The following is an 18,386-nucleotide window of genomic DNA, read 5'->3' as shown; positions in this document are numbered from 1 at the left end:
GGTAATTTCATCAGTCCAGACTGTCCAGCCTTGCTGTATATCTGCCCGCCTCCGTCCACCCTGATAATGGCGACATGATCGACAAGCAGCTCCGCGTCGTCCTCGCCGAGGACTCGGTGATCCTCCGCGAGGGGATGGTCGAACTCCTGACCGCCCGCGGGTGCGCGGTGGTCGCCACCGCCGGTACGGGCCCGGAGCTGGTCACCGCCGTCCGCGAGCACCGGCCCGACGTCGCCGTGGTGGACATCCGGATGCCTCCCACCCACACCGACGAGGGCATCCGGGCCGCAGTCGAGATCCGGGCCGCCACGCCGGAGGTCGGGATCCTGGTCTTCTCCCAACACGTGGAGACCGCCTGGACGGCCCGACTGCTGGCCGGCGGCGCCGCCGGCATCGGCTACCTGCTCAAGGAACGGGTGGCCCGCACCTCCGAGTTCGTGGACGCCCTGCACCGGGTCGCCGCGGGCGGCACCGCGCTCGACCCGGAGATCGTCAACGGCCTGCTGCACGGCGGCCGGCGCAGCCGGGTGGACTCCCTCACCGCCCGCGAGCGCGAGGTCCTGGAGCTGATGGCCCAGGGCCACTCCAACCGCTCGATCGCCGGACTGCTGGTGGTCTCGGAGCGGGCGGTGGAGAAACACGTGGCGGCCGTCTTCGGCAAGTTCGACCTGCCCGCGACGGACGCCGACAACCGCCGGGTCAAGGCCGTCCTGACCTACCTCGCGGAGACCGGCTCCTGACGGCCCCGCGCCCCGGCCGCCGCCCGGCCCGGCACACCTTCCTCAGCCTCAGCCCCGACCCAAGCTCCGGCCCCCGTCCCCGCCCCACGGCCCCCGTCACAAGCTGCTCGGCAGCTCCGCGGTGACGACCGTCGGCCCGCCGCGCGGACTGTCCACCCGGAGCACCCCGTCCACCGCCGCGAGCCGCTCGGCCAGCCCCGCCAAGCCCGTACCCGCGCCAATCGCGGCGCCGCCGTGCCCGTCGTCATGGACCGTCAGCCGGACCCTCCCGTCGACCGCACTCGCGGTCAGCCCGGCGGACCGCGCGCCGCTGTGCTTGGCCACGTTGGTGAGGAGTTCGGCCGCGCAGAAGTACACGGCCCGCTCGATCACCTCCGCGGGCCGCTCCCGCAGGTCCAGCCGGAGCGCAACCGGCACCGGTGAGGTGGCGGTCAGCCCGGGCAGCGCCTCGGCCAACCCGGCGTCCAGCGCCACCGGGTGGATGCCCCGGGTCAGGCGGCGCAGCCCGGTGATGGTGTCGTCGGTCTGCCCGCGCGCCCGGTCGACCAGGGTCCGCAGCCGCCCGAGGTCGGGGCCGGCGTCCGTCCCGGGGGCCGCCGGGTCGCCGAGGGCGTCGTCCGCCAGCGACAGGGTGATGGCGAGCGCGACCAGCTGTGCCTGGGTGCCGTCGTGCAGGTCGCGTTCGAGGCGCCGCAGCCGGTCCGTGCCCTCGGCCAGCAGCGTGACGCGGGCGGCCTCCAGCTCGCGCACCCGCTGCTGCGAGCGCACCGGCCCCAGCAGCGCCCGGGCCAGCGCCCGGTCGGCGCGGCTCAGAGCGCGCAGCGCGGCCGGTACGGCGGCCAGCACCGCGAGGCCGACCGGGATCCCGGCGATGTCCAGCCAGTCGACCGGCCGCGGGCCCGGCTCCAACAGCCGTACCCAGAGCGGGAAGCCCATCAGCCACACCGAGCTGAGCGGCAGCCCGACCGCGGCCAGGAAGCCGAGCGCTCCGAGCGGCAGCCGGAGGAGGAGGTAGAGCAGCGCCCGCCAGGCGACCGGGTCGGTCAGCACCGCCCGGCCCCGCGCCAGCAGCCCCGAGGGGCGCGCCAACGGCGTTGGTACGGGGACCTGTTCACCGAGCAGTCGCCCGACCAGCCTCCGGTGCAGTCCACCGATCCCCCGGGCCCCGGCCAGGGCGGCGGCGACGAAGGGCAACCCCAGGACGGTGAGCGAGAGCAGGGCCCCCGCGTAGAGCACGGCCACGGCGTAGATCCCGCCGAGCACTCCGAGCGGCAGCCCGAGGACGGCGAACGCCACCTCGCCGCCCCGCACCGACAGCCCTTGCCACCGCCGACGACTCACCACACGCCTCACCATCCACCGATCAACCGGCCCCCAGCATCTCCCAGTCACCACCGGAACGGCCGCACGCCCGAACCACCCGGCACCACCGCCCGCCTCACCCCCGCTCCCCCGCCACCTCCTCCACCGCACGCCCTCCGACCGCCCAGAGCCCCGTCCCCACGATCCCCGGCACCGTCAGCACCGCCGCCCCCGCGACGACCCAGCCGCAGGCCGCCCACGGCACCACCGGCACCACCGAGCCGGTGACGGCCCGACTGAACGCCCCGGTCGCCGCGCCCGCCACCGCTGAGCCGAGCAGCACGCCCACGGCCGTGGTCAGCGCGGCCTCGACGGTGAGCATCCGCAGCAGCTGCCGCCGCGTCGCCCCGACCAGCCGCAGCAGGGCGAACTCGCGGCGCCGGTCAGCGGTCAGCGCGACCAGGGTGTTGACGGTGGAGACCGCCGCGAAGCAGACCAGCAGGCCGAGTTCCGCCTGTCGCAGCCAGACGTCGCTCGCCTTGGTGACGCTGGTCGTGGCCCCGCTCACCCTGGCCGCCTGCTCCGCCGTACCGGTGAGGACCAGCATGGTGGTGGCGAGACCGACCAGCAGGGCGACCGGGACCACCGCCGAGGAGAGCCGGACCGCGTAGCCGCGCATGTTGGCGTCCGCCAGCCAGCCCACCCTGGGCAGCAGCACCCGGGCCGGGGCGCCGAGCAGTGTCGCCAACAACCGGGCCGCCACCGGCCCCAGCAGGGCGACCGCGACCATCAGCACCAGCGAACCGAGCAGGGCCGCCTGCCCTGCCTTGTCCAGTTCCCCGGCCGGTCGGCCGGCGGCCAGCCGCAGCAGCAGCACGCCGCCCGCGAGCACCGCCGCACCGGCCAGCAGCCGCACCACGCCCGTCCGGGCCTGACCGGCCGCGCTGTCGGTCAGCGCGGCGGCCGGCGCGGGCCGGGTGATCCGCCGGACGGTGAGCGCGGTGGCCGCCAGGCCGACCAACAGCGCCACCGCTAGCGCTGTCAGCGCCGGCACCGGCGTCGCCGGTATCCGCAGGCCGGGCGCTGCCATCCCGCGTCGTTGCAGCGCGTCGAGGAAGGCCCGGGCGGCGATCAGGCCCGCCGCACCGCCGGGGACGGCCGCCAGCAGGACGGTCGCCGTGATCTGGAGGCGCACCAGCCGCCGTATCTGACGGGGCGTTGCCGCGACCGTCCGCAGCAGGGCGAGGTCGCGGTGCTGCTGCTGGAGCGTGAAGCCGAGCGCGTTGACCACGACGAACAGCGCGACCAGGACGGCGATCTCACCGAACGCCCCCGCGATCACCATCAGCCCCGGCCCGGCCACCACCGCTCTCGTCACCGCGGCCGGGGCCGTGAGCTGGGCGGCGACCAGGGAGCCGAACAGGGTCACCGTCCCCACCGCCAGGAACAGCGCCGTCGCGAGCCCGGCGAAGGCCGCCGGTCGACGCCTGATCTGACCGGCCGCCAGGGCCGGCACGGAGCCGCGCATCGCCCTCACCCGCCCAGCCGGCTCAGCCGCTCGCCGACCTGCGCGGCTGTCGGCCGGACCAGTTCGTCGACCAGCGTGCCGTCGGCCAGCAGCAGCACCCGGTCCGCGTAGCCGGCGGCCACCGGATCGTGGGTGACCATCACGCACGTGCGCCCGTCCTCGTCCACGCCCGCGCGCAGCAGGTCGAGGATGTCGTGCCCGGTCGCCCGGTCGAGGGCACCGGTGGGCTCGTCGGCGAACAGCACCTCGGGCCGGGCGGCCAGGGCACGGGCGATCGCCACCCGCTGCTGCTGGCCACCGGAGAGCCGGCCCGGCCGTTCGTGCTCCCGCCCGGCCAGCCCGACGCGGGCGAGCGCCTCCCGCACCCGGGCCCGCTCCGGCGGGTGCCCCGCGAGCCGCCCCGGCAGTTCGACGTTCTGCGCGACCGTCATCGCGGGCATCAGGTTGAAGGCCTGGAAGACGAACCCCACCCTGGTGCGCCGCAGCTCGGCCAGTCGCCGTTCGGGCAGGCCGGACACCTCCGTACCGCCCCAGCGGACGGTGCCCCGGGTGGGGCGGTCCATCCCGGCCAGGCAGTGCAGCAGGGTGGTCTTGCCCGAGCCCGAGGGCCCCATCACCGCCGTGAAGGTGCCCGGCGCGAAGGCCACCGAGACCCCGCGCAGCGCCCGGACCGCGGTCGTGCCGCGCCCGTACTCGCGGTGCAGCCTCTCGCCGCTGAGCGCCGCACCCGTCACTCCGTCGTGCGCCGCCCCGACGGCGGCTGTGGTCATCCCGTTCATGCCCCCAATCCTGGACATCCGGGTCCGACCCGTCGATTGTGCTGGCACCCCGATCCGGGGTTCGGAAAACCGAACCCCGCAGGTGGGGCCAGACCCCGCCGCCCACTGGCCTTACGCCCCCTCGGACCGGTTCCGCGCTTCCCAGCTCCGGATCGCGTACGTCCAGGAGTCGTACCGGTACTCCGCCCAGGGGAGCGGTCCGACCGCTGGACCGCCGCCGCCGTCCCCGGGTCGTCCCGCCGGGCGAGCCCCTACGCGCCCACCAGCCGGGTCCGCTACTCCGCCTCGTCCAGCAGCCCGGGGAGGCGGCCACCAACCGGGCGTCCGCCGGGAACCCGATCCGCCATCATCCGCTCCCCCGTCAACCGCGCCACCAACGGAACCGCCAACGGAACCGCCCCGCGCAGACGGTCCCGCCACCTACGGCCGGGCCCTCACCCGGCAGCCCCCTGCCCGACAGCCCCCAACGGCCCCGCCCCGACAGGCCCCCAGCAGCCCCGCCCGGGCCCGTGATCCCCGCCACAGGAAACCGGCTCCCATCCGGGCCGCCGAGGAGGAATCATGCTCAGGTGACCATCGACCTGCTCCCCGGCCACGGCGTCCGCCTGCCGGCCCCGCTGCCCGAACTGCGGTTCGGCCTCGCCGAGGCAGCGGTGCTCGCGCTGCTGGCCCCGCACGGCGAACTGCTGCCGGGCGGGGTGCACCCGACGTTCGTCTGCGGCACCCGGTGGGCCCTGAGCTTCCGGCTCCCCGGTGTGAACGTCACGCTCTCCGCGCACGAGGACGACGCTCTGGCGAGCGTCTGGGTGAGCCGGAACCCGCGCGACGAGCGGCCCGCCTGCCCGGTCGGCTACCTCGGGATCGACGTGTTCGGTTGGCCGGGCCGGGAGTTGGCCGAGGCCCTGCGCGCCCAGGGCCAGCCCGTGCCCGACCCGGACCACGGCAACCTGCGCCACGGCCCGCTCCACCTCCGCGCGGACGCCGGTCGCCCACCCCGGCCGGCGCCCGGCCGCAAGCCGCGCCACGAGGCGCCCTACCACTTCGACTTCGTCTCCCTCCACGGCACCGCTCCCGAGGCCACCCGATGACCCCGCCGGCCCCGTCCCCGTCCCCGTACCCGACCGGCACCGCCACCGGTCCGCACGATGCCGCCTTCCTCCCCCGCCTGGAGCTGTCCGCGCGCCCGGCCCAGCGGCCGATCACCGCGCCGGTCCCCAAACTCGGCGGCGAGCCCTGCTGGCTGGCCGAGCCCACCTGGCCGCTCACCCCCGGCACCGGCGATCCTCTGGTGTTCATCGGCCAGTTCCCCGTCCCCGGCGAGGAGTTGCGGCTGGCGTACCTCTTCCTGGCCGAGGTCGAGCAGATCATGGGCGGCATGGACCCGGAGGCCGGGGACGGCGTGCTGCTCGTCCAGCCGGGCGGCCGGATCCCGTCCTTCGCCGTGATCGGCCCGCCCGGCACCCGGGGTCGCACGCTCTGGCGCCACGAGCCCGGGGGCGACGCGACGACGCCGGTCGAGTTCCACCTCGACCTGCTGCCGCTGTCCGCCGAACTGGACCGCTCGATGGACGAACGGGCCGCGTTCCAGCGGTACTTGCGCCACGAAGGCCCCGAGGTCCGGTTCCCCGACGGCGGCCACGTCCACGACCACCTCGGCGGCCTCCCGTCCTTCCCCAACGGTCAGGCCCGGGTGCCCGCGCCCTGGCAGTACCTCTTCTCCCTCTCCGACGCCCCGGACGACGACGATCCGTACTTCCTCAACTTCGGTTACGGCGTCGGCACCGGCTTCCTCAGCCCGGACGGCCTGGAGGGCCGCTTCTGCTGGGAGATCCCTTAGCGGCACCGACCCGCGCCCACCGACCCCGTCCGACTCCTCTCCGATCCCTTCCGACACCTCTCCCCCCTTCCCGACGCCACAAGGAGTTCGCATGACCACCACCCCCCTCACCGTCGCCGTCCTCGGCCCGGGCGGCGTCGGCGGCCTGATCGCCGGCCTGCTCGCGCGCGACGGCCACCGCGTCATCTGCCTGGCCGGCGAGCAGACCGCGGCCGTCCTCGCCCGGGACGGACTGCACGTGCGCAGCACCCAGTTCGGCGAGTTCACCGCACGGGTGGAGGCCGCGACCGAGCTGCGCGAGCCGGTGGACGCCGCCTTCGTGACCGTCAAGGAGACGTCCCTGGCCGCCGCACTCGACCGGATGCCGCCGCAGGCCCTCGGCACCGGCATCGTGGTGCCGCTGCTCAACGGCCTGGACCACATGGCTCTGCTGCACGAACGCTACCCGGCCGGGCGGGTGGTGGCCGGGACCATCCGGGTCGAGGCCACTCGGACCGCACCCGGCCGGATCGAGCACGCCAGCCCGTTCGCGGCCATCGAACTCTCCGCGCCCGTAGAGGAGTTCGCCGAGCTGCTGCGGCACGCCGGGCTTGACGTCACGCTCCGCGAGGACGAGACGTCGGTGCTCTGGAGCAAGCTCTCGTTCCTCGCACCCTTCGCCCTGCTGACCACCCGGCACGCCGATGAGATCGGCGTCGTACGCACCGAGCACCGGGACGAACTCCTCGCCGTCCTGGCCGAGATCACCGCCGTCACCGCAGCGGTCGGCGCCCCGGCCGACCTGCCGACGCTGCTCGCCGCCTTCGACCGGATCCCGGGGACGATGAGGTCCTCGATGCAGCGCGATGTCGAAGCGGGCCGACCGACCGAACTCGACGCCATCGGCGGCGCGGTACTGCGGGCCGCCGAAGCCCACTCCGTCCCCACCCCGACCATCGCCAGGCTGGTGCGGGAACTCTCCTGACGAGCTGGCTCGAAGGTTGCGTGAGCAGTACCGGCAGGCAAGCCGTGCGCTTCCGTACCCGTAGCTGAGCCCCCGGGGATCCGGCCCCGCCGCACCTGCGACGGCACTACCTCTCCCGGTTCGGAACGGTGGAGCGGTCGGCGCCGGAGCCCGGGGGCCCGGCCGCAGTCCCCGGGCGGCGCGCGAGCGGGGCGCCGTCAGCACCACCCACGCGGGGTCAGCCGCCGTTCGTCCTCCATGAACGCCTGGCTACCCGGCACCGTCGGGAATCTCAGTAGCGGAGGCCGCAGACCCTCGCCGTTCCTTCCCGTCCAGCGCATCGGGCGACTGCTGACCCGGGCGGGCCGGCAAAGGCCGAGTCGCCAAGGCTGTCGGCAAGTTGTCACGACTCAAACGGCTGTCACCATCGGGGATTCAGGCCGGTGCCGGCTGCGCGATCGGCCAGCGCGGTCCGTTCGGGCTGCCCTGCCACGCCCACTGGGAGTCAGGGGTCACGGTGATGCCGTAGTCGTAGAGATCGGGCCGTCCCAGAGCCTCCCACTGCGCCCAGGCGGTCATCACATCGTCACCGATCCGGCGCGGCCCGCCCTGCACCAGCACCGGCCGGCCGGCCGTTCCCGGGTGGACCTCCGCCCAGGAGTGCGCACCGTCATGGACGAGGACGACCAGCCCTTCCGGCCCGTGCTTGCTGTAGATCACGGCGTCGGGGACGGCGACCCGCAGGGCGAACCGCACGCCCCAGTCCGCCAGCCCTGCCGGGTCCCGGTCCAGCACCCGCCGTACCAGCGGCTCCGCGTCCGCGCGCACCGCCGAGTGGGCGGCGGGTCCGCTGCTCGGCTGGGCGGGGCCGTGGCGGTCGCCCATGAACTGGGCGAGGCCGTGCACCCAGCCGCGCGCGCTGGTGCCGTCGTCGGCGACGGTGAGGGCCACGTAGCCGAGCCGGCCCCAGGGGTAGACGATCCGTCCGCCCGGCCGCACCGCCTGGACCCAGGACCACGGCACCGTCTCCACAGCGTAGGCGGCGTGCAGCCGGTCGACCTGCCCGCCGCCGGGCAGTCCGCCCCGGGAGCCGTCGGCGACCACCACCTCGACGTCCAGCCCGGCCGCGGCGAGGCGGGCGCGGGCGAACGCGGCCAGTCCCTCGTCCACCTCGGTGGACACCACCCGGCCCGGACCGGCCCGCCAGGCGGACAGCGCCGCCGTCCAGCCCTGGCCGGTGCCGACGTCCCACACCCGGTGTCCGGGTTCCAGTCGCAGGCTGTCCAGCATGTCGGCCACCACGCCGGGCGCGGACAGCGACGACGACGGGATGCCGCCGGTGACCTGCGTGATCGCGGCCGAACTGACGTCGCCGTACACCTCGTCGGCCCAGCCGTCCGGGTCGGCCGCACGGTCGACCGGCACGTACGCCCAGCCGTCCCAGCGCCACAGTCGCTCCGGCGCGAACCGGTCGCGGGGCAGTGCGGCGAAGGCCTCGCGCAGCCACGGCGCACCGGTCGGCCACTGCCCGTGCCGCTCCATCTCCGCGTCCAGGGCCCTGCGCCGGGCGGCCAGGACGTCGTCGTCGCTCACCCGCGCTCAGTCCTTCTTGTGCTTGCCCGTGCCGGCGGCCGGCTTCTCCACCTTGCCGTCAGCGTTGTTCGGGGGCGGATCGCCCTTCCCCGGATCCGGTGCGGGCTTGGAGTGGTCACCCATGCGCGTCCCCTTCGGCCGTGATGGACAGAGTCGCCCGCCATCCTGGCGCAGCCATGCACCGGACGGCAGGGGGCGTGTGGGCGCTTCCGAGGGGCGCGCGGCGGCGGAGGTATCCGCCCCTCTCCACGAACCTGCCGTCCCGCCCACCCCGCCCACCACTCACGCGTCCCTGCTCCGATCGCGTTGACGCACCGTTGACCGGTTGTCTACCCGGCCCTGTTGTCATGCCCTGCATCCGCCTGCACATCCGCACGCGGTCCGCCGAGCGTAGGAGGCTCCCGTGTCCCACCCGTCCACCCGCACCCACCGTCCGGACGCCGGCGCCCGCCGCCGCACCCGGCTGGCGGCCCTGGCGCTCGCCGTCTCCGCGATGTCCGCGAGCGGCGCCACGCTGCTCGCGGCGCCGGCGAACGCCGCGACCACGGGAGTGGTCGAGCAGACGGTCACGATCCAGGACCACCAGAACCACCACTCGCTGGCCAGCGCCGACGGCGAGGGCTCGCGGATCGTCGCCCGTAGCTACCAGGACGCCTCCACCTCGTTCTGGATCTCCAACAAGCCCGGCGACCGCGTCGACTTCGCCCGCAACGTCAACGGCACCGAGCGCGTGCTGGAAATGGACACCCGGGACGGCCGGACCACCCAGTTCATCCACTGGTGGGCGGGCGACAACCAGCAGTGGACCCTGGAGTCCGCCGCCGAGGGCGGCACCTACCTCCACAACGCCAACGGCAACGGCTGCCTGACCTACCACGGCCTCGACCGGGAGGTCACCGTCGAGGGCTGCGACGGCACCATGTCCCAGCGCTTCGACCTGGTCGGGTCGGGCACCGGCACGGGCCCCGGTCCCGGCCCGGTCACCTCCGACCAGCAGCGCTTCCTGGACCGGCTGAACGCCGTCCGCGCCCAGTACGGCAAGGCGCCGGTGCGGCTCAACTCGACGCTCTCCCAGGCCGCGAAGTGCAATGCCGACCAGATGGACCAGCGCCGGGTCTCCGGGCACTTCTGCGACTCGGGCAGCATCGCGGCGGGCCTCGGTTACACCGGGCGGGGCTTCGGCGAGATCGCCTTCTACGGGCCCACGAACATCGACGCGGCGGTCGACGGCTGGATCAACTCCCCCGGCCACCTGGGGATCATGATCGGCAACTACAACGAGGTCGGCCTGGCCCGCACGGGAGCGGCCTCCTGGAACGCCGACTTCAGCACCCGCTGACCTCGGTACCCACAGACGTCAGCACCCGCTGATGTCCGCCGGGGCCGCTCCACCTCCCCGGAGCGGCCCCGGAGCGGCCCCTCGCCCTCCACGGGAGTGACGCGGTCAGGGGACTCAACCGCCGCTGGACCCGAAGGTGCCGGAAACGCGGAACGCGTCACCGCTGATACCTCCGAGGCGCGCCGACCAAGCCAGAGCGTCGTCGAAGCGGACGAGCGACCGGTTCTACTCGGTCCGCAGCGCGGCGGCGGTCCGGGAGCGCGCCGCCCAGCCGGCCGGCAGCAGCGCCCCGAGCAGGGCGATCGCGATCCCGCCTGCCAGCAGCGGGAGCAGTACCCCGGGGGTGTAGACATGGGTCACGCTCGACGGCAGGTTCCTGCCGAGTGCGCTCACCATCTGGGTCAGCGTCACCTTCTCCACAGCCATCCCGATCGGGACCCCGATCAGCCCGGCGATCAGGCCGGTGAGACTCACCGAGGTCATCACCATCGCGATGGTCTGCTTGGGCGTCATCCCGAGGGCCTTGAAGATCCCCAGGTCGTGGATCCGTTCCCGGATGTCCTGCACCACGGTGTTCAGCACGCCGAGCGCGGCGACCGCGATCATCATCAGTGTGAGGGTGGCCACCAGGGCGACCATGGTGAGCACCGTGATGTTCTCGTGCGTGATGTTCGGGGTGGCTTCGGCGTGCAGCGGGGTCAACGCGGGCGCGGCCGAGCGGGACCAGTCCGAGCCGCTGACGTTGTCGGCCAGCTGGACGTTGAACTGGGTGATGTACGGCGTCAGACCGGCGGCGGTGAACGTGGCCGAATCGGCCATCACGATCCCGTTGCCGCTGGCATCGAAGTCGATGCCGACAATCCGCAGCGGCAGTCGCTTGTTGTCCTGCGCCACGGTGGCGGTGTCGCCGACGTGCAACCCGGCCGTCGAGGCCAGGTGGTCGTTGATCACGGCTTCGCCGGGGTTCTGATACCAGCGGCCGTGCAGCAGCCCCAGGTTGGTCCAGGACAGGTCGCCGGTGGTGGTGTCCACCATCGTATAGTCGCCCGTCGGCGCGCCGATCACGGTCGCGCCGCTGTTGCCCCAGCCGAACGCGGCCTTCGTGCCCGGGATCGAGGCGAGCGCGGCGGCCACCTCGGTGGAGTCCAAGTGGGGACTGCCAGGACCGCCGCCTGGGGAGTGGAAGCCAGCGGGCGTGCCGGCGGGCACCACGAGCATCGACGCGGCGTTGAAGCCGCTGGTATCCGTGTCCGTGTACTTGGTGAACGCGGTCTCCAGCCCCACCGCGAAGGTCACGCTGACCGCGCCGAACAGCACCGCGGCGCCGACCAGCACGGCCCGGCCCGGTTTGGCGAACGGTTGGGCCAGTCCCAGCGACATCGGCCGGGGCAGCGGCAGCCGGCTTGCCAGGCGCTGCGCGCCTCGGCCGCGCTTGGCCTTCGGGGAACGGCCGACGACCAGGGTCTGCACCGCCGGCAGTCGTCCGGCCCGAAGTGCCGGGATGAGCGCGGTGATACCGACGATGACCAGGGTGCCGATCGGCACGACGAGGCTGACCCACACCGGCAGGTTGGTGTCGGCGGCACCGAGTTCCCTGCTGGCTTTGCCCAGGACCGGAACGGCCAGCAGGTTGCCGAACAGCGTGCCGCCCACCACGCCGATCGTCGCCGGGATCAGGGCTTGTGCGGCGTAGGCGCGGGCCACCTGCCAGGGGGTGAAGCCGAGCGACTTCAGGATCCCAATGCGCCGGATTCCGGATACCACCGCGCCGCTGACCACGATCGCGATGATCAGCACCGACAGGAACAGACCGAGGACGCCGAAGACGACCAGGAACGGCACGAAGGACTTCGCGCTGCCGACGGCCTGCTTCTCCACGGCCAGGTAGGACTGTCCGCTCTCGACCGAGCCGGCCGGCGCGGCGGCGGCGATCGCCTGCTTGTCCGCGGCGAGGTCGGCCTCGGTCCCGGCGGCGGCGAACCGGTAGAGCATCTGCTCGTCGGTCCTGGCGCCGGCGGCGGTCAACCGCGCGAAGCCGTCGCCGGTGAGGAAGCCGGTCGCGGTGTCGGTCAGCGAGTTCGCCAGGCCGACGACCTTGAACGGGGGCTTGCCCGACAGCGAGTCGAACACCACGGAACCGCCTGCGCAGTGATGGTCCCATGAGGACAGGACGATCTCGTTCCCGGTGGTCGGCCACCTGCCATCGACCAGGGCCAGCTGGTCCAGACCGGAGGTGCCGGCCAGGTCGGGCCGGGTGGCGGCGACGACCGGCTGGTTGGCGCGACCGGCCAACGGCATGCCCGGGGCGATGTTCGCGGTGCAGTCCGTGCCGAAGCTCGTGTTCAGGGCGGAGGTGACCGGGTACGGCCCGGACGCCTCGGTGACGCCGGCGGCGTGCGCGGTGGCGGCGGCCTGCGCGGCAGTGGCCTTCGAGCCGTCGAACTGGACCGACAGATGCGCGCCGTTGCGGGCGTTGAAGGCGTTCTCGAACGGAGCCTGCACGACGACCAGCAGACCAAGCGAGAGCACCGAGGAGGTGACGGCCGCGAACGTCGTCAGGGCCATCACGAGGGACTGCACACGACGCCGGCCGACGCCGGAGCGTACGACCTTGCCCAGGGCGCTCATCGGCCCGCCGCCGGCAGCAGACGGGCCACGGCCCGGAAGGAAACCTCGTACAGGCGCTGGGACGGCAGCGCTGGGAGCCGCGTCATCGGACCGCTCCCGCCGCGCTGTCGGAGGTGGCGCCGCTGACCGTGTTGACCACGTCCCGGGCCACGGCACCGTCCACCAGCTCGATCGTGCGTCGCGCGGTGTTCGCGGCCAGCTGGATGTCGTGGGTCACCAGCAGGATGGTCTGACCCTCGGCGTTCAGGTCCAGCAGCAGCTGGCGCACGTCCTCGGCCGAGCTCGAGTCCAGCGCGCCGGTCGGCTCATCGGCCAGCAGCAACGCCGGGTCGTTCATCAGGGCCCTGGCCACCGCCACCCGCTGCCGTTGCCCGCCGGACAGCCGCTGCGGATAGGCATTGGCGTGCCGGTCGATGCCCAGCGAGCCGAGCAGGTCGACGGCCCGCCGCTTCGCTTCGTTCCTGCCCATCCCGGCCAGCTGCGCCGGAACCATGACGTTGTCCAACACGGTCAGGTCGTCCAGCAGGTTGAAGAACTGGAAGACCATGCCGATGGAGGCCCGGCGGTACCTCGCCGAATCGGCCTCGCCGAGCTGGTCGACGCGGATGCCGTCGACGGTCACGGTGCCGCTGGACGGCTTGTCCAGACCCGCGATCAGGTTCAGCAGCGTGGACTTGCCGCTGCCGGAATGGCCGAGGATCGCCAGGCACTCACCGTCCGCCACGGACAGGGTGACGCCGGCCAGTGCGGGCGGGCCGTCATCATATTTCTTCGTCACGTCCTGGAGATCGATCATCGGTGCGTTCGTCATGGCCACGAACCTAGGAACGGGCCGTGGTCCATCGCGTCGGCCGGCGGATGTCACCTCTCCCCCCAGGCCGTAGGCCCGGGGGCGTACCCCGTGTACATCCCCGGGGTGACGCGCAGCGCCGACGCCGGTGCATACGATCTCCGCATGGAAGAGCTGCTCCGGCGTTTCTCGACATCGGCACCCGTGACCTGGCTGACGTCGCGGGCCGTGTCGCTGGCCACCGCTGGCTTCTACGCGCTGATGCTCTTCTGGACGATGCCGGTCGGTCGGGTCCGGAGCGCCGGCGGCACGTTCCGGTTCCCCGACCTCGGGCCCGACCAGATGATCGGTCTCTGCGTCGTGCTCGCCCTGCCGATCCTGCTGGTGCGTCGGCTGCCCGCGGCGGTCTTCGCGGTGGTCCTGGGCGAAGCAGCCCTCGGCGACCTCTTCGGCGCGAACCCCTGGATCGTGGTCCTCCTGCTCCCGGTCCTGACCGGGTACCTCGCTGCCCGGCGGCCGACGGCTGCCGCCGTCGCCTCCGTCGCGGCCGTCGCGACCGATTTCGCCGAGCGCACCCTCGGCTACCACCGGGAATCCGTCGGCTTCGCGGCCCCGCGGGCCGGGCAACTCGCGTTCGTCTTCGCGGTCGCGTGGATCTTCGGGGGGGTGTATCGCAAACGCCGTGAATACCTCGGTGCCCTGCACGAGCAGACCGAGGCCCGCGCCGTCATGGCCGAGCGGCTGCGGATCGCCCGCGAACTGCACGACAGCGTCGCGCACAGCATCGGGATCATCACGGTGCTGTCAGGAGCGGCGGCTCGGGTCGTGGACACCAAGCCCGAGCAGACGCGGCAGGCGCTGACCGGCATCGAGACCACCAGCCGCCAGACGCTGCTCGAGCTGCAGCGCATGCTCGGGGCGCTACGCCGCGCCGAGCCCGACGACGCCATGCCGCAGGCCGCTCCGCTGGCGCCCGCCGGCAGCCTGGCCGACGTCCCGCAGCTCGCCGAACGCACGGCCGACGCCGGGGTGCGGGTCCACCTGACCTGGCGGGGCGAGCAGCGTCCGCTGCCGCCGGAGATCGAGCTGTCGGCGTTCCGGATCGTCCAGGAGTCGGTGACGAACGTGGTGCGGCATTCCGGTGCGCGCAGCTGCCGGGTCGCGGTCGGCTACGAGCCGACCGGAGTGACGATCGAGGTGGTGGACGACGGGGACAACGGTCCCGGTGGGCCCGGCCGTCCGAGGCCCTCGGCGGCGGCCGGCGGGAGCGGCTTCGGCCTGCTCGGCATGCGCGAGCGGGTGACGCTGCTGTCCGGCCAGTTCAGCGCGGGCCGGCGTCCGGAGGGCGGATTCCGGGTGGCTGCGAGGCTCCCGGCATGAGCGTGCGGGTGCTGCTGGTCGACGACCAGCCGCTGATGCTGGTCGGGCTGGGGATCCTGATCGGCGACACCGACGACCTGGAGGTGGTCGGCCAGGCCGGCGACGGCCACGAGGCGGTGCGCCTGGTGCGTGAGCTGCGGCCGGACGTCGTGGTGATGGACGTCCGGATGCCGGGTATGGACGGGATCGAGGCGACCCGGCAGGCGACCGCCGAACCGGACCCGCCCAAGGTGCTGGTGCTGACGACCTTCGACGACGACGAGTACGTCTACGGCGCACTGCGCGCCGGGGCCAGCGGATTCCTGCTCAAGAGCATGGCCCTGGACGCGATCCTGGACGCGATCCGCGTGGTGGCGGCGGGCGACGCGCTGATCGCGCCGAGCGTGACCCGACGGCTGATCGCGGACTTCGCCGGAACCTCCACCACCCCCGCGGCCCCCGAACCGGACACCGGGCCCGCCGCGGACTCACGTCTCATCGCGGGGATCACCGACCGGGAGCGCGAGGTGCTGGCACTGGTCGGACAGGGACTGTCGAACGGTGAGATAGCCGAGCGCTTGGTGATCAGCGCGGCGACGGCGAAGACGCATGTCGCGCGTCTGTTCGCCAAGCTCGAAGCCCGGGACCGCGTCCACCTGGCGATCACCGCCTTCGAGGCCGGACTCGTACCGCGTAAACGGTAGGACAAGATGAGAAGAACGATCGCCGACCACGAGTTCGCTGCGTTCCGGATACGCCGGCACGCCCACCTGGCCGCAGCGGGATTCGAGTCGAGGTTGTTCAGGAAGTCACACACCCTGCGGGGGTCGGTGAAGCGCTGCGGGGCGGACAACGGACAAAACTGAGAACGGGGGGCAACCGCCGCGGAAGAGCAGCGGGCGCCTGGCCCTGATCGAGGCCAGGAACCAGCGCCCGGCCACGCCGGTCAGCCAACCGTCCTTGGCCAGCGGGAACCGGGGACTGCCTCCGACCTGCGTGGCTGCGACGCCGAGCAGCATGGTCCCGGCGACAAAGCCCACCATGCCCGCCATGCTCCGGGCGCGCAGCCACTGCGCCACCGTGGTGAGCGCCGGCAGGACGGTGTCGGCCGCTGGGCCGCGGCGGCCGCTCGGGGGCGTCACCGCCGGTACGTCGTGCCTTCGTCACGGCGAGCTCCGGGCCACGGGAAGACCAGGGGCTTCAGTGGTACCAGGCCGAACCGGTGCTCTGGCTACCGTTGGAGATCGCTATGGCGACCGCGTGGACGACGCTGTCGTGGTAGAACTGCCCGGTGTCGCCGCTTCCGCCGGGCCCGTAGGAGATGGTCTGGGAGGTCTTTCCCCCGGTTTGGTCGTTCCGGTCGAAGATGGTCAGCCAGCAGGTGGTGGTGTACGAGTCCAGGTGACCGTAGGCCCAGTTGGCCGAGAGGTTCAGATGGCCGATGCAGCCGGGGACCGAGATGCTCACCGAGCCGGTCGTCCCGGCGTGGGCGGTTCCGGACAGGCCGACGACGCTGATGCCCGTCAGCGAGGCGGCAGCGATGATTGCTCCGATACGACGACGCATGGTTCCTCCGTGATCCGTGGGCCCGGGGTGCTGAAACGGTGGACAACCATGCCCCCCGACGCGGGGCGCCCGGCCGTCCGCGCAGCATTCTGCCCGTGCGCCGCCGGTCGAGGAACGCTGTTGGCCGGACGTTTGCCTGACGCTTCGCGCCCGCGAACAAGCCCTGGCTCACGGGCTCCGGCGCCCTCGCGTGCCCGACGGGCACAGTCTCAGCCGCCGAGACCGACGTCGGTGAAGGGCACGGGACTCAGGCCGAGCGGGCCTCCGAAGGGGGAGTTCAAGGCGTAGATGAGGACGACCATGAAGGCGATGAGGCTGGTGAAGCCCGCCGCCAGGACCAGATGGGTGCGGTTGCGCTCGATCCCGAAGAGGAACATCAGGCCCAGGGTGAGCGCGCCGCCGGCGATCAGGCCGAACCACATGACGCCCGACATGCCCCGGCGTCCGTCCGCCTCCCGACCGTGACGGGCCTGGTAAGCGGCGGAGATCTGCCCGAACGCCAGCTGGTCCAGCTGCAGTTGCGCGCTGCTGGTGGGCTCGAAGGACGCCCACGCGTTCTGCACATCGTGCAGCAGCACCCAGCCGCGCGCGCCCAGCGGTTTGCGCTGCTCCATGAGGGGCCATTCCTCGTCTCGCACGTAGGCGGCGTAGGTCATCGTCGCCGAGCGGGCCCGCTGGGCGTCGGCGGGTGGCAGCCCGTCGGCGAGCAGATACGTCTGCTGCAGTGCCCCCGCCTCGGCACTGATGTTGGTATTGGCGTCGTCCTTGGCCTCCCATACCGAAACCAGTGCGACGCCCAGCACCAAGGCGTACAACACACCGACCATCATCGTCAGGTACTCGGCCGTGTCGTCGCGCGCCTCGTCCGTCGAGGCCGATCGCCTGGACTTACGGCTGTTGAGGAGAGCAGCGCCCCCGGCGACGACGACGAATCCGGCGACGATGCCGATCACTCCCATTACCTGTCCCATGGTGCCTCCGAGGATTCGTCGGTGCGGCGCCCTGCCCTGCGGCGACGCCAGGCGATGGCTCCGGCGGCGATCGCGGGAACGAACAGGAGCATGAAGAACAGCAGCAGGAGGTTGCGCGGCAGCGGGGCGTTGCCGTGGCCGAAGCGGCCGGGGTACAGCAGGGGTGACGACACGTGGCCTCCCCCGGCGTGCGGTGAAGGGGAGCCCGAGGGTCTGGGGGAGGCGGTACTCGAGCCGCTCGGCGAGCTCTTCACGGGCTTGCGCCCGTTGCCCGCTGCTCCGGCTCCGGGTGCACCAGCTCCTCCTGCTCCGGCTCCGGGCGCTACGTGGGCTCCGGGGGCGGGTGCACCGCCCGCAGCTGCTCCGGGCGCAGGTACTCCGGGGGCGGGTGCTCCTGCTGCGGGCGCACCGCCCGCAGCTGCTCCGGGCGCAGGTACTCCGGGGGCAGGTACTCCTGCTGCGGGTGCACCGCCCGCAGCAGGGCCGGGGGTGGGTGCCCCTGCCGCAGGTGCCCCGGGCGCCCGTGCCCCGGGAGCGCCGGGCGGCACAGGAACACCAGGAGCCGGAACACCAGGCGCGGGCGCCCCAGGGGCGGGAGTTCCAGGTGCCGGGGCCCCAGGAGCGGGAGTTCCAGGTGCCGGGGCCCCAGGAGCGGGAGCACCGGGCGCCGGGGGAACCCCAGGAGTCGGTCCGCCAGGAGTCGGAGCACTGGGCGGTGCGGAAACCCCAGGATTCGGAGCACCGGGAGTCGGCGCCCCGGGAGTCGGAACCCCGGGTCCGCACGTGAACGCTCCGGGTGCCGCGAGAGCAGACTCCCTTGCTCCAGGCGCCCCGGCTGCCGGAGTGGCCGCTCCTGAACGGACCGCTCTCGTACCCGAGGTGGGGGCCGGCCCGGCGTCCACGCCGGTGTAACCCGAGGGCGCCGAGCTGGTGAGGGTGCCGTTGCCGTTGGCGGTCATTCCCCGGGCGGTGACCAGGCCCGTGTGTTCACCGGACAGGACGCGCAGGGTC

At 73.2% G+C, this 18,386-nt stretch carries 17 protein-coding genes; 7 read left to right on the top strand and 10 right to left on the bottom strand.

Annotation, left to right across the window (positions count from 1 at the left end; all coding sequences use genetic code 11):
* Positions 1–74 precede the first annotated feature (74 nt).
* Complete coding sequence (locus ACZ7BZ_RS32945; protein ID WP_470361554.1) at positions 75–740, top strand: response regulator; 666 nt, start codon at positions 75–77, stop codon at positions 738–740.
* A gap of 96 nt (positions 741–836) precedes the next feature.
* Here ACZ7BZ_RS32945 and ACZ7BZ_RS32940 read toward each other — a convergent pair whose 3' ends face one another.
* The 3 genes from ACZ7BZ_RS32940 to ACZ7BZ_RS32930 all read right to left on the bottom strand — a co-directional run bounded on the left by ACZ7BZ_RS32940 (position 837) and on the right by ACZ7BZ_RS32930 (position 4,340).
* On the bottom strand, positions 837–2,096 hold the full coding sequence (locus tag ACZ7BZ_RS32940; RefSeq protein ID WP_470361553.1) for a sensor histidine kinase: 1,260 nt from the start codon (positions 2,094–2,096) through the stop codon (positions 837–839).
* Between the two features lie 82 nt (positions 2,097–2,178).
* A complete protein-coding gene (locus tag ACZ7BZ_RS32935; protein WP_470361552.1) occupies positions 2,179–3,570 on the bottom strand; it encodes an FtsX-like permease family protein in 1,392 nt (463 codons plus the stop codon).
* A 5-nt stretch (positions 3,571–3,575) separates the two neighbouring features.
* On the bottom strand, positions 3,576–4,340 hold the full coding sequence (locus tag ACZ7BZ_RS32930; RefSeq protein ID WP_470361580.1) for an ABC transporter ATP-binding protein: 765 nt from the start codon (positions 4,338–4,340) through the stop codon (positions 3,576–3,578).
* 578 nt (positions 4,341–4,918) lie between these two features.
* On the opposite strand from ACZ7BZ_RS32930, the gene ACZ7BZ_RS32925 reads away from it, so the two are divergent.
* The 3 genes from ACZ7BZ_RS32925 (at position 4,919) to ACZ7BZ_RS32915 (ending at position 7,150) form a co-directional block, all read left to right on the top strand.
* Complete coding sequence (locus ACZ7BZ_RS32925; protein ID WP_470361551.1) at positions 4,919–5,437, top strand: hypothetical protein; 519 nt, start codon at positions 4,919–4,921, stop codon at positions 5,435–5,437.
* Positions 5,434–6,186, top strand: coding sequence for a hypothetical protein (locus ACZ7BZ_RS32920; protein WP_470361550.1), 753 nt, complete (start codon positions 5,434–5,436; stop codon positions 6,184–6,186). Before ACZ7BZ_RS32925 ends, ACZ7BZ_RS32920 begins: the two co-directional genes overlap by 4 nt.
* Positions 6,187–6,277: 91 nt before the next feature.
* A complete protein-coding gene (locus ACZ7BZ_RS32915) occupies positions 6,278–7,150 on the top strand; it encodes a ketopantoate reductase family protein (RefSeq protein WP_470361549.1) in 873 nt (290 codons plus the stop codon).
* A gap of 414 nt (positions 7,151–7,564) precedes the next feature.
* On the opposite strand, the gene ACZ7BZ_RS32910 is transcribed toward ACZ7BZ_RS32915, so the two are convergent.
* Positions 7,565–8,722 (bottom strand): methyltransferase domain-containing protein, encoded by a 1,158-nt coding sequence (locus ACZ7BZ_RS32910; RefSeq protein ID WP_470361548.1) that lies wholly within the window; start codon positions 8,720–8,722, stop codon positions 7,565–7,567.
* A gap of 403 nt (positions 8,723–9,125) precedes the next feature.
* Here ACZ7BZ_RS32910 and ACZ7BZ_RS32905 point away from each other — a divergent pair, with 403 nt between their 5' ends.
* Positions 9,126–10,061, top strand: coding sequence for a CAP domain-containing protein (locus tag ACZ7BZ_RS32905; protein WP_470361547.1), 936 nt, complete (start codon positions 9,126–9,128; stop codon positions 10,059–10,061).
* A 225-nt stretch (positions 10,062–10,286) separates the two neighbouring features.
* Here ACZ7BZ_RS32905 and ACZ7BZ_RS32900 read toward each other — a convergent pair whose 3' ends face one another.
* Together ACZ7BZ_RS32900 and ACZ7BZ_RS32895 are read right to left on the bottom strand one after the other, a co-directional pair.
* Complete coding sequence (locus ACZ7BZ_RS32900; protein WP_470361546.1) at positions 10,287–12,626, bottom strand: ABC transporter permease; 2,340 nt, start codon at positions 12,624–12,626, stop codon at positions 10,287–10,289.
* Positions 12,627–12,771: 145 nt separating this feature from the next.
* On the bottom strand, positions 12,772–13,500 hold the full coding sequence (locus ACZ7BZ_RS32895) for an ABC transporter ATP-binding protein (protein WP_470361545.1): 729 nt from the start codon (positions 13,498–13,500) through the stop codon (positions 12,772–12,774).
* A gap of 144 nt (positions 13,501–13,644) precedes the next feature.
* Here ACZ7BZ_RS32895 and ACZ7BZ_RS32890 point away from each other — a divergent pair, with 144 nt between their 5' ends.
* Both ACZ7BZ_RS32890 and ACZ7BZ_RS32885 read left to right on the top strand, forming a co-directional pair.
* The gene (locus ACZ7BZ_RS32890) at positions 13,645–14,859 is read left to right on the top strand and encodes a sensor histidine kinase (protein ID WP_470361544.1); all 1,215 of its coding nucleotides are present in this window, start codon (positions 13,645–13,647) and stop codon (positions 14,857–14,859) included.
* Positions 14,856–15,542: a response regulator gene (locus tag ACZ7BZ_RS32885; RefSeq protein WP_470361543.1), complete on the top strand. Its 687-nt coding sequence runs from the start codon at positions 14,856–14,858 to the stop codon at positions 15,540–15,542. Before ACZ7BZ_RS32890 ends, ACZ7BZ_RS32885 begins: the two co-directional genes overlap by 4 nt.
* A gap of 496 nt (positions 15,543–16,038) precedes the next feature.
* Here the strand turns inward: ACZ7BZ_RS32885 and ACZ7BZ_RS32880 are convergent, their stop codons facing one another.
* The 4 genes from ACZ7BZ_RS32880 to ACZ7BZ_RS32865 all read right to left on the bottom strand — a co-directional run bounded on the left by ACZ7BZ_RS32880 (position 16,039) and on the right by ACZ7BZ_RS32865 (position 18,036).
* On the bottom strand, positions 16,039–16,404 hold the full coding sequence (locus ACZ7BZ_RS32880) for a hypothetical protein (protein ID WP_470361542.1): 366 nt from the start codon (positions 16,402–16,404) through the stop codon (positions 16,039–16,041).
* A 209-nt stretch (positions 16,405–16,613) separates the two neighbouring features.
* Positions 16,614–17,357: a bestrophin-like domain gene (locus ACZ7BZ_RS32875; protein WP_470361541.1), complete on the bottom strand. Its 744-nt coding sequence runs from the start codon at positions 17,355–17,357 to the stop codon at positions 16,614–16,616.
* Between the two features lie 5 nt (positions 17,358–17,362).
* The gene (locus tag ACZ7BZ_RS32870) at positions 17,363–17,548 is read right to left on the bottom strand and encodes a DUF6338 family protein (RefSeq protein WP_470361540.1); all 186 of its coding nucleotides are present in this window, start codon (positions 17,546–17,548) and stop codon (positions 17,363–17,365) included.
* Positions 17,549–17,697: 149 nt separating this feature from the next.
* Positions 17,698–18,036, bottom strand: a complete 339-nt coding sequence (locus tag ACZ7BZ_RS32865) for a hypothetical protein (protein WP_470361539.1) — start codon at positions 18,034–18,036, stop codon at positions 17,698–17,700.
* Positions 18,037–18,386: the final 350 nt, after the last annotated feature.

This window comes from Kitasatospora sp. NPDC036934, from assembly GCF_055608425.1.
This window is presented reverse-complemented; position numbering and strand designations above follow the sequence as displayed.

Bases quoted from the DNA above. Each gene is read 5' to 3' on its own strand.
- ACZ7BZ_RS32880 (WP_470361542.1), bottom strand. From the start codon at position 16,404: ATGCGTCGTCGTATCGGAGCAATCATCGCTGCCGCCTCGCTGACGGGC.
- ACZ7BZ_RS32900 (WP_470361546.1), bottom strand. From the start codon at position 12,626: ATGGCCCTGACGACGTTCGCGGCCGTCACCTCCTCGGTGCTCTCGCTT.
- ACZ7BZ_RS32920 (WP_470361550.1), top strand. From the start codon at position 5,434: ATGACCCCGCCGGCCCCGTCCCCGTCCCCGTACCCGACCGGCACCGCC.
- ACZ7BZ_RS32885 (WP_470361543.1), top strand. From the start codon at position 14,856: ATGAGCGTGCGGGTGCTGCTGGTCGACGACCAGCCGCTGATGCTGGTC.
- ACZ7BZ_RS32915 (WP_470361549.1), top strand. From the start codon at position 6,278: ATGACCACCACCCCCCTCACCGTCGCCGTCCTCGGCCCGGGCGGCGTC.
- ACZ7BZ_RS32890 (WP_470361544.1), top strand. From the start codon at position 13,645: ATGGAAGAGCTGCTCCGGCGTTTCTCGACATCGGCACCCGTGACCTGG.
- ACZ7BZ_RS32945 (WP_470361554.1), top strand. From the start codon at position 75: ATGATCGACAAGCAGCTCCGCGTCGTCCTCGCCGAGGACTCGGTGATC.
- ACZ7BZ_RS32940 (WP_470361553.1), bottom strand. From the start codon at position 2,096: ATGGTGAGGCGTGTGGTGAGTCGTCGGCGGTGGCAAGGGCTGTCGGTG.
- ACZ7BZ_RS32930 (WP_470361580.1), bottom strand. From the start codon at position 4,340: ATGACCACAGCCGCCGTCGGGGCGGCGCACGACGGAGTGACGGGTGCG.
- ACZ7BZ_RS32935 (WP_470361552.1), bottom strand. From the start codon at position 3,570: ATGCGCGGCTCCGTGCCGGCCCTGGCGGCCGGTCAGATCAGGCGTCGA.
- ACZ7BZ_RS32895 (WP_470361545.1), bottom strand. From the start codon at position 13,500: ATGACGAACGCACCGATGATCGATCTCCAGGACGTGACGAAGAAATAT.